This window comes from Candidatus Parakkermansia intestinigallinarum, assembly GCF_944389695.1.
Taxonomy (GTDB): Bacteria; Verrucomicrobiota; Verrucomicrobiia; order Verrucomicrobiales; family Akkermansiaceae; genus Akkermansia; species Akkermansia intestinigallinarum.
The window spans coordinates 1-8,583 of the sequence record NZ_CALXNG010000050.1; the positions used below are offsets into that span (position 1 = coordinate 1).

Sequence of the window (8,583 nt, forward strand, 5' to 3'; positions counted from 1 at the left end):
TGCCCTCTCCTTGCCCGACAACCCGCATGATTACTGCATCCCTTTTCCCCCCTGCTCAAACTTTGGGACAGGTGTGCTTGGCAGGTGCCGTAGCGGCCGTTTTGGCTTGACGCTGGTACAACTTGTCGGAGAATCGCTTTGAGCGTGCGGCTCGGCTCGTTCGCGAGGCCTATGAGTCGAACCGAACAGATGAGTTCCCTCGGGATCCGTACGTGAGCTTTAGCTGTCTTTGCGTGGATGCAGAGCGCGGCAAGGTTTCTGCCATGGCCGCGCTCTATGCCCGCTTGGATCCCTTCCCGGAAGCCGGCGCCGAGAAACTGCTCGCCGAGTTGAGGGCGAAAGCCATGGAGCGTTGGGAGGCTCAGGCGCAGCGGATGATGTCGAAATCGAAGTAAAGGCGCGAAACTTGCTCTGAGGCGGGGCTCGGCCGCGGATGGAGCCCCGCCGATGCTGCGAGAAGCGACGCCTGCGGCTTGTCGAGTGCACGGGGCAGCGATTCGGGCGGCGATGGCGGGCGGCCTGACCGGCCGGTGGGCACGCATGAATGCCCGGCGGGAACAGAGGCCGCTCGTTGCTCCGTGTTTCGGGGGAGTCTGTGAGCTTTTGCCGTCCCGTTGCGGGTGATGAAAATGCGGATGGGGGCGATGAAACGGAGATGCGGCGAAACAATGTCGCGTTGTTAAAAAAATGCCGTGGGGCGGGTGACATTTGGCGGGGCCGCGCCGTTCAAGTAAGTACCGTGAATTTCTTTATCGAGATGAAAGCTATGTCAAAATATCTTATCGGATTCCTGTGTCTCATATCGGTATCTTGTCTCAGCCAAGAAACAAGCACTGGCGAGTGTGAAGAAAGAGCACCCGAAACCGCCGCGAAACGGAGCGAGCCGAACCCGCTCTGGAAGTTCAAAAAGGTATCAGAGGCAGAATGGGCAGACATTCAGAAAAAACTCGCCCGTGTCGAGCAGCGCGCGGAGTACGTCCGCATTACAAAGAAGGAAGTACGTTCCCGAGGGGAGGTTGAGACTTATACCTACCCCCTCAGCCCGGACACCAAACGAGCCCTCTTGGAGGAATGGAGAAGTGCCGGCCCTTGGTCCGAGCGCTACAGCGACCGCATCATCATCAATCCGGCTGTGTTTTACCTCCTCGAGTTCTTGGATGAGCATCAGGAAATTGTCGCGGCGATGCCGATGAATTCCTGGAATGCCGGCTGGTATCAACCCAAGGGCCAATCGGACTACATCCATGTGAGCGACAAGATCTTTTCCGTGTTCCCGGAGGCGGAGTAGGATGCATACCTGCCCCAATGTTTCAAGCTGCAGTCATTTTGACTGCGGCTTGAGTATACAAAAAATGGAGGCTAGATTTTTCCCCGGCAAACCGTATGCCGAGGTTGAACAAAAATCAACAAACCCCCGTGGAAAATATAAGCCTTTTCATGCGAATTGCAAGGCTTATTCCCCGCTTCATCGTAAAAGAGGGTCTCTTTGAAGGCGCAGGAAGCGCACTTGGCGCAAGGTATTACTCATCAAAGCGCCCGCATGCCTTGGATGTGATTCGAGGAACTTCGCATCGACCGGAATCCCTTGAATGTTTGACGTTTTGGGCTTGGGAATGTCGTTGCGAAGCACCTCCTTATCCATGCGCAAGATGGTTGAGTAAGAGACGTTGAACTCTCTCCTGGAATCGCGCAGGGGCATGGACAAGAAAGCGCGACATCTGCCTCATGAAGCTCCCTGTGTAGCCGGAAGAGGGGTGGCAGATCTCAGGTGTCTGAGCGTGTGATAGCGCTTACATATTGTACAATACCCTTGTATGACATCAACGTAGAGCCCGACTTCCTTATTCAAGATGGGCGAATCTTGCACGTAAATCTCTCTCTTTGAGAGTATTAGGAGGAGATTGCAACACTTGGGACAACAAAAATTGTATCTTCGGTCAATTGTAAGCTTGACATCGACGCGATTTTTGAGGACAATGGCGCTGGTAGCAGTCCAACCTTTTTGCTTGTATAGTTCTTTTAGCATAAACTCTTTGTAACGGGTGTTACAAAGACAAGCAAGGCTGAATTGCTACTTTTTTTGTCATCCGAGGCTGCTCAAAGCCTCAGCGGATCTGAAACAGACCCTTTTTTTCGCCATCCGCACCTTGACAAATTCTGTACTACATGTATAATGACCGCAGATAACCTCCCCCGCTTAGGGTTGGAATCCGTTGATTCCTTCAACTGCGCACATGGGGAGGGTTTTTATTTTGTATGGAATACCTTAAGCCGCATATCTCCTAGATATTGGCTTTTTAACATAGCGGTTCATTGAGTATGCGGATGCATCAAAAAGTGCAACATTAATTGCTTTATTTCATATACAAGCTGTTCATTACAATCGTCGTGTGCGCTATATTCCCACAGTTTTTCTGGTAATTTGCGTTCGTTTACAAACTTATTAAAACTAGGCAGCCGCGCATATCTAATATAATGACTGCCTCCGTCATTTAAGCTTATATACGATTGATAAGATGGGTAAAAATAAATAATGCACTCGCGGTTCTCCAATATGCAAATAGGTCGTAAATATGTATCAAACTCATTCTCATATTTATTCTCAGGATTATGTAATTCTTCTATTATAAACTGCTCCGCGTGAACCGGCAGAGGGTAATTTATCTGCTCACCTAATAATTCAATTAGAGATAATTGTGTATGATGTCTCGCCTCTATCAATTTGTAATCATCCTCTTTAGAATCAGAAATACACCCCGTCATGAAACAAATGAGTAAAATATAACTTTTCATGTCGTTTGTCAATGTCCTTTCTCTCATCAAACATCTAACACCCCCATGTAATATCTATAGATAAAATATGGAGGTGCTAGATGTTCAAATATTAATTAATTAGGTCTATTGTTGTACTCATGTACTCTTCCATCAGGATAAAAAACCCTAAACGTATTATCCTTACTTCCGGGACAAGGAAGTAGCCTTTGATCTTGAATCTCACTAACAATTTTTGAGTCGATGGGGTTATGTAAATCACCTGCGATATATCCCATAGGGGCATAAACAATACAACCCGTTTTTCTAGCAATTGGTTGAACAAAGGATGATAAGCCTGTATTACATGACAAAAAGAATATAATACATTCAGAGCAAAACGACTCTTGATTCAAAAGCTTATCTATTATTAGATTAACATTGCTTATAACCATAGCATTATCGCTATTTACATCACCTGTGTATTCTGGGTTTCGCCGAGTCTCTTTTGTTATTATAGCCATGGAGGGGTCTCCATGTATTTTAATATTTAGCTGACCTATACATTGCCAACAATAAACATCTGAATCAATAGCATCTACTACAGACTGCCAATTATCCGATTCAGGCCTAATAACATCTACTCCAGGGTAAGGCGGTCTCTCAAGTTGAGGGTGTATTTTTACTGTTGTTTCTATAAAAATATTCCCTTTTATATCAATGTTGGCGACAGGATTAGCATTGTATGTATATAGATTATACCCTCCTTGTTCTTCTATTGAATCTTTAGACAGCCATGCACCGATTTCTAAACAATAATGACGGTAGTTGTAGTAAACAAGCCCCAGTTCAGCATCATAGTATTCGCTGCTCCACTGGATGGGCTGCGTGACGTTGCCGTTGGCTGTCACGGAGCCGTAGGGCGTGTAGGTGTAGGCCGTCTTGATGTAACCGTCCGAGCCGAAGACCTCGCAGATGTTCTTCGTGAGATCCCAGCCGTAGGTGTACCAGGTGCCGTCCTTGCGGATGCCCAGCGGACGCGTGGCGACGGGTTGCGTCGGGTCCCACAGGATGAACCACTGGAAGACGCCGCTGACGGCGTTGATGGCCGCGATTTGCAGGTAGCCCCGGTAGATGTAGCGCAGGTAGTTCGTGACGCTGCCGTTGACCGTGATCTTGCGCGTGTGGCGGCGGCCCATGTAATCATAGGTGCATTCCACGACGGTTGCGCCGTCTTCGCTCGTGAAGGTCACGGGGCGGTTCTCTGCGTTGTAGACGACGTTCCAGATGCCGGTGCTTGTCTTGACCTTGGTCTGGTTGCCGTCCGCATCGAAGGTCGGGACGAAGGCTTCTGCCGTACCTTCCTGAATCGCGGTGTACTGGTTCAGGTTGTTGGCGTCGTAGGCGGTGGCTTCTTCCGCGGCTTCCTGTGCCGTCTTGCGGTTGCCGATGTTATCGTAGCTGTAGCTGTAGGCGTCCGTGCCGAGGGTGGCCGAGACCAATTCGCTGCGGTCGTTGTGCGTGAAGGTGTCGTTCTTCACGCTGCCCTGGCGGGCGGTGCTGCGGTTGGTCGGGCGTCCGAGGGTGACTCGGAGCCGCCCCACGGCTCCTCGCCCTTCGGGCAAATGCTGCGCATTTGTCCAATCCCCCTTACAGCCGTCGGGGGCTTTGTCTCCGCTGTAGCTGCGCTCGACGACGAGGGTGCTGCCGCGGTGGTACTGCATGTCGGTGAGCAGGTCGCGGTGCTCTTCATAGCTCTGCGTGAGCGTGAGCCCGTTCGGATGCGTCAGGGTGTGCAGCAGGTTAGAGCCGCTCAGGTAGCCGTAGCTGAACTGACGGTTCACGCCGCCGTGCATGAAGCCGGCGGTGGCGATGCGGCCGTCTTCGCCGTAGCCCACACTCGTGGTGAACTGCGTGGAGCCGGAGCGGGCGTAGGTGAAGCCGGTGCTGCGGCCGTAGCTGTCCTGCAGTTCGGTGACGAGGTGCGTGTGGGCGCCGGAGTCCAGGGAGTCGCTCTGCAGCTCGCTGTATTCGTTGTAGGCGATGGTGCGCGTGCCGGCGGCGTCGGTGACCTGCGTGAGCTGACCGAGGATGTTGTAGGCGAAGCTCTGCGACGGCGTCTCGTCATCCGAGAAGCTGATGCCGGTGAGCCGGCCGGTGGCGGCGTCATAGCTCAGGGTCTTGACGATGCCGCGGGCGTTGGTCTCGGTGGCCAAGCGGTTAAAGGCGTCGTAGGTCTTGACGACCTGCGAGTTATCCGCGTAGGTCTTGCTGAGTTCGACACCGGCGGCGGGGTGGTAGGCCCAGGTCGTGGTGTCGCCGTCCGTGCGCTCGCTCGGGTCGGTGGTGATGTCGCCGCTGTCGGCCCGGAAGGTGGTGAGCGCGGTCAGGTTGTCGGCGTCGTCGTAGCCGAAGAGAGCCGGCTGAATCGCGGTGCCCCATTCGGCGACTTTGCGGCCTCGCAGGTCGTATTTGTAGCAGGAGGTTTTGCCCTGGGCGTTGGTGATGACGGAGGGCTGGTCGAAGTCCTCGTCATAGACCGTGGTGGTAGTGTTGCCGGCGGCGTCGGTGCTGCTGATGCTGCGCCCGGCGAGGTCGGTGTGCGTGGTCGTGGTGTTGCCGCGGCCGTCCGTGGCAGTCAGCGTGACACCTGTAACGGTGTAAGCTCGGGTGAAGGAACTGGTGATGCCCTGATGGTCGGTCTGCGTGGTGACGAAGCCATCCACGACCCGGGCGGTGGCCGCGAGGGTGGAGGTGGGGATGGTTTCTGTGTGCAGGCGTGCCATGGTGTTATCGTTAACATAAGCGACAACCTGCGTGCTTGTCAAGCCGTGGTCTTTGGTTTTCGCGACATCGGGAGCCCGCCGCGCTCCCCTTCTCTACTCGAGCTCCCGAAGACGCTCCGCCGGAAGGCAAATGCCCACCGCCGAAAGCTCGGCGGTGGGCATGGATGGGCTATCTTTTCGATTGTCAAGGTAAACGCCGCGGGAAAGCACACTGGATCTCGCGTCTAAAAACTACCGACTTCATGCCAGCATTGCCCTCCGATCAGACGTCTACAGGTTTACAGAGCCTGTTCCCCGAAGACATCCTGAGGCGTTTTCCCTTCATTGTTTTTCAGCTCGGGATTGCCCCCTCGAGATAGCAGCGCACGGCAGGCTTTCTCCCGCCCTTTGCGGGCAGCTCGATGTAAGGGGGTATCCCCCGTCGCATCCTGCGCGTCGACTTCGGCCCCGGCGGCGAGCAGGCTGTCCATCACGCTCAGGTCAGCGGCCTGCTCGGCGGCGGCATGCAGCGGGGTGGCTTCCATCTGGTCGAGCGCCTTCGGATCCGCCCCCGCCGCCAGCAAACACTCGACGGTCGGCTTGTTTCCCGCGGCAGCGGCAAGATGCAGAGGTGTGCAGCCGTAGTAGTCCTGCGTGCCCGAGCTGCTGCCTGCTTCCAACAGGAGACGTACCATGGCGGCATCGCCGCGCGCGGCTGCAACGTGAAGGGGGGTGCGTCTGAGGGAGCCCTGCACATCAGTGCGGGCACCGGCCGCCAACAGCAGGCGTGCAGAGGCGATGTCGCCACGCTGAGCAGCCACATGCAGCGGGGTGTTGCCCTGCCCGTCGCAGCTCTGAGCTGAGGCCCCGGCATCCAACAACAGGCGGACACAGTCCTCTCGACCGTTCACAGCAGCCGCCATCAGCGGACAGGTCCAAGGAGCTTGCTTCGGATCCCCGGCCTGCGGGTTCGCCCCGGCGTCCAGCGCTCGGCGAAGCGCCTCCGCATCGCCGGATGCGGCCGCCGCCAGCAGGGCGGCATCCGCTTGATGCTGCTGCGCGCTCTCGTCTGCCGTGAGTCCCGACTTGTCCTGCGCCCCCGCCTCTGCCCCCCGCTCGAGCAACAGGCGGGCGGCAGCATCCTGCCCGGCCACCCGCGCCAGATGCAGCGGGGTGGCGCCGTCGCCGTTGCTCGCCTTCACGTCGGCACCGGCATCCAGCAGCAGGCGCAGCACGGGCAGATCGCCCAGACGTGCCGCGATGTGCAGAGCCGTGTTCCCGTGGCGGTCGCGAGCCGCCGGATCGGCGCCGCCCGCCAGCAGAGTCTGCACCTGCTCGCAGAGTCCGGGCATCGGCTCATCGGCCTCCCGCTCATCCTCAGCGGCACTGAGGAGGGCGAGCAGCGGCGTGTCTCCGGCCTTGTTCACGGCATCAGGCTCCGCCCCCGCCTCCAGGAGCAGGCGTGCACAGGCAGCGTCGTGAGCCCGGTGGAGCGGGGTATCGCCGAACTGGTTCACCAAACGGGGATTGCCGCCGGCGTCGAGCAGCAGGCGCATCACTTCAGCGTTGGCGGCCAGATGCAGGGCTGAGCCCCCGAGCTCATCCTCGAGACAGAGGAAGTTGACGTCGGCACCGCCGGAGAGGAGGGCGCGAACGCAGTCCGCGTGCCCCTCCTCCGCAGCGACGGTGAGAGCCGTCGCGCAGGTGATCGGATCGCCGCCGTCCCACCACACCTCCTCATTCACGAGGGCTCCGGCTTTTAGCAAAGCCTCGACACAGGCGGCGGAACCGCCCTCTGCCGCCGCGTAAAGCGGGGTTTCGGGATCCTCGGAATCGCGGGCATTGGCGGAAATACCACGCTCCAGCAACTGGTGTACGCGTGAGACGTCCCCGTGTGAGGCAGCTTTCAGCAGACTTCGGGCTCCTCTCATTTCAGAGGCGCGGGGCTCGCGTTCTGCTGGAGCATGCATAGATGTGGCAGTAGCGGTTGAGGGAAAGTCCACTGCTGAGAACAACTCCAGCATCCCTATAGTCATCACGATTAGTTTCATATTATTTATTGACATTTAGCGTTATAACGACACCCCTTGTATTTGGAGTTCAATTTCTTGTACCAATGCTCAAAGTAGAACGCTCGCATTGCCAGCCCTAGACCCATTAAGTCAGTTTCTCCGTTAACCCAACGGTTCCAGATATCCCAGCCAATGTACGCATACCTAGCCCCACTGGTAACAGGCTTCTCTTTGCTCCCCGTCATGTACGGTCCCTTCTCCCCGTAATTGACACGAATGGGTCCCTTGATAATTTCTTGACCGGGATGCATCAATCCCAACGCATGACCAAATTCATGCGGAGCAGTGTGCTTCGGTGCAACATTTCGAGGTTGAGAATCATACAAGTGCGATAGTTTAATGTGTATATGCCCGTATTCTCCTGGCCTCGCTTTAATCACGCTATTGGAAAAACCTCTAATCGGGTAACCAAAGCTTGTACTTTTCCCCTTATAGGTTTCAGCAAAGAAGATGAACTTGACATCATATGATGCAGAGCTTTCCGACTTCCGGAAATTCACAAGGGGTAAGAATCCCTGAGTTCTACAAGGGCAGCACTTTCGTTTTCTCTTATGAGGCTTCATTGCTTGCGGATACATACGTATACTCGTTTGATTCCATACGGCAAGAATTTGTCGTATTGCCTCGTTTGCATGTGTCTGGTTCTCCGCTCCTCCGTCTACATCATATCTCAGTTTCAGAGTAATTGTACATTGATCCTCGTCAATAGCGAAGCTCTTCAAACCTAACGTATCCGTAAAAACTAGAGGTGATGAATAAACATAATCATACAAGCACAAGCTTTCAGAGATAAAATCCCGCCCCGTCCACCTTCCATCCGCCGGGTTGTAGTGACGGTAGTTGTAGTAGACCAGGCCGAGCTCTGTGTCGTTGTATTCGCTGCTCCACCGGATGGGCTGCGTGACATTGCCCGTGGCCGTCACGGAGCCGTAGGGCGTGTAGGTGTAGGCCGTCTTGATGTAACCGTCCGAGCCGAAGACCTCGCAGATGTTCTT

The 8,583-nt window shown here is 55.3% G+C and carries 7 protein-coding genes; 2 read left to right on the forward strand and 5 right to left on the reverse strand.

Translation table 11 applies throughout. The features are described 5' to 3' along the window. The first annotated feature begins 263 nt into the window (after nt 1–263). Nucleotides 264–395 (forward strand): hypothetical protein, encoded by a 132-nt coding sequence (locus AC6UAL_RS09380; protein WP_500683118.1) that lies wholly within the window; start codon nt 264–266, stop codon nt 393–395. 344 nt (nt 396–739) lie between these two features. Beyond that, nucleotides 740–1,288: a hypothetical protein gene (locus AC6UAL_RS09385; protein WP_500683119.1), complete on the forward strand. Its 549-nt coding sequence runs from the start codon at nt 740–742 to the stop codon at nt 1,286–1,288. A 177-nt stretch (nt 1,289–1,465) separates the two neighbouring features. On the opposite strand, the gene AC6UAL_RS09390 is transcribed toward AC6UAL_RS09385, so the two are convergent. From AC6UAL_RS09390 to AC6UAL_RS09410, 5 genes are all read right to left on the reverse strand, one after another. After that, nucleotides 1,466–1,642 (reverse strand): hypothetical protein, encoded by a 177-nt coding sequence (locus tag AC6UAL_RS09390; protein ID WP_500683120.1) that lies wholly within the window; start codon nt 1,640–1,642, stop codon nt 1,466–1,468. A gap of 668 nt (nt 1,643–2,310) precedes the next feature. Continuing rightward, nucleotides 2,311–2,793: a hypothetical protein gene (locus AC6UAL_RS09395; protein ID WP_500683121.1), complete on the reverse strand. Its 483-nt coding sequence runs from the start codon at nt 2,791–2,793 to the stop codon at nt 2,311–2,313. 95 nt (nt 2,794–2,888) lie between these two features. Beyond that, nucleotides 2,889–5,537 (reverse strand): RHS repeat-associated core domain-containing protein, encoded by a 2,649-nt coding sequence (locus AC6UAL_RS09400; RefSeq protein ID WP_500683122.1) that lies wholly within the window; start codon nt 5,535–5,537, stop codon nt 2,889–2,891. 278 nt (nt 5,538–5,815) lie between these two features. Beyond that, on the reverse strand, nt 5,816–7,447 hold the full coding sequence (locus AC6UAL_RS09405) for an ankyrin repeat domain-containing protein (RefSeq protein ID WP_500683123.1): 1,632 nt from the start codon (nt 7,445–7,447) through the stop codon (nt 5,816–5,818). A gap of 125 nt (nt 7,448–7,572) precedes the next feature. After that, nucleotides 7,573–8,583 (reverse strand): RHS repeat-associated core domain-containing protein (locus tag AC6UAL_RS09410; protein ID WP_500683124.1); only part of this gene is annotated, 1,011 nt, incomplete at its 5' end.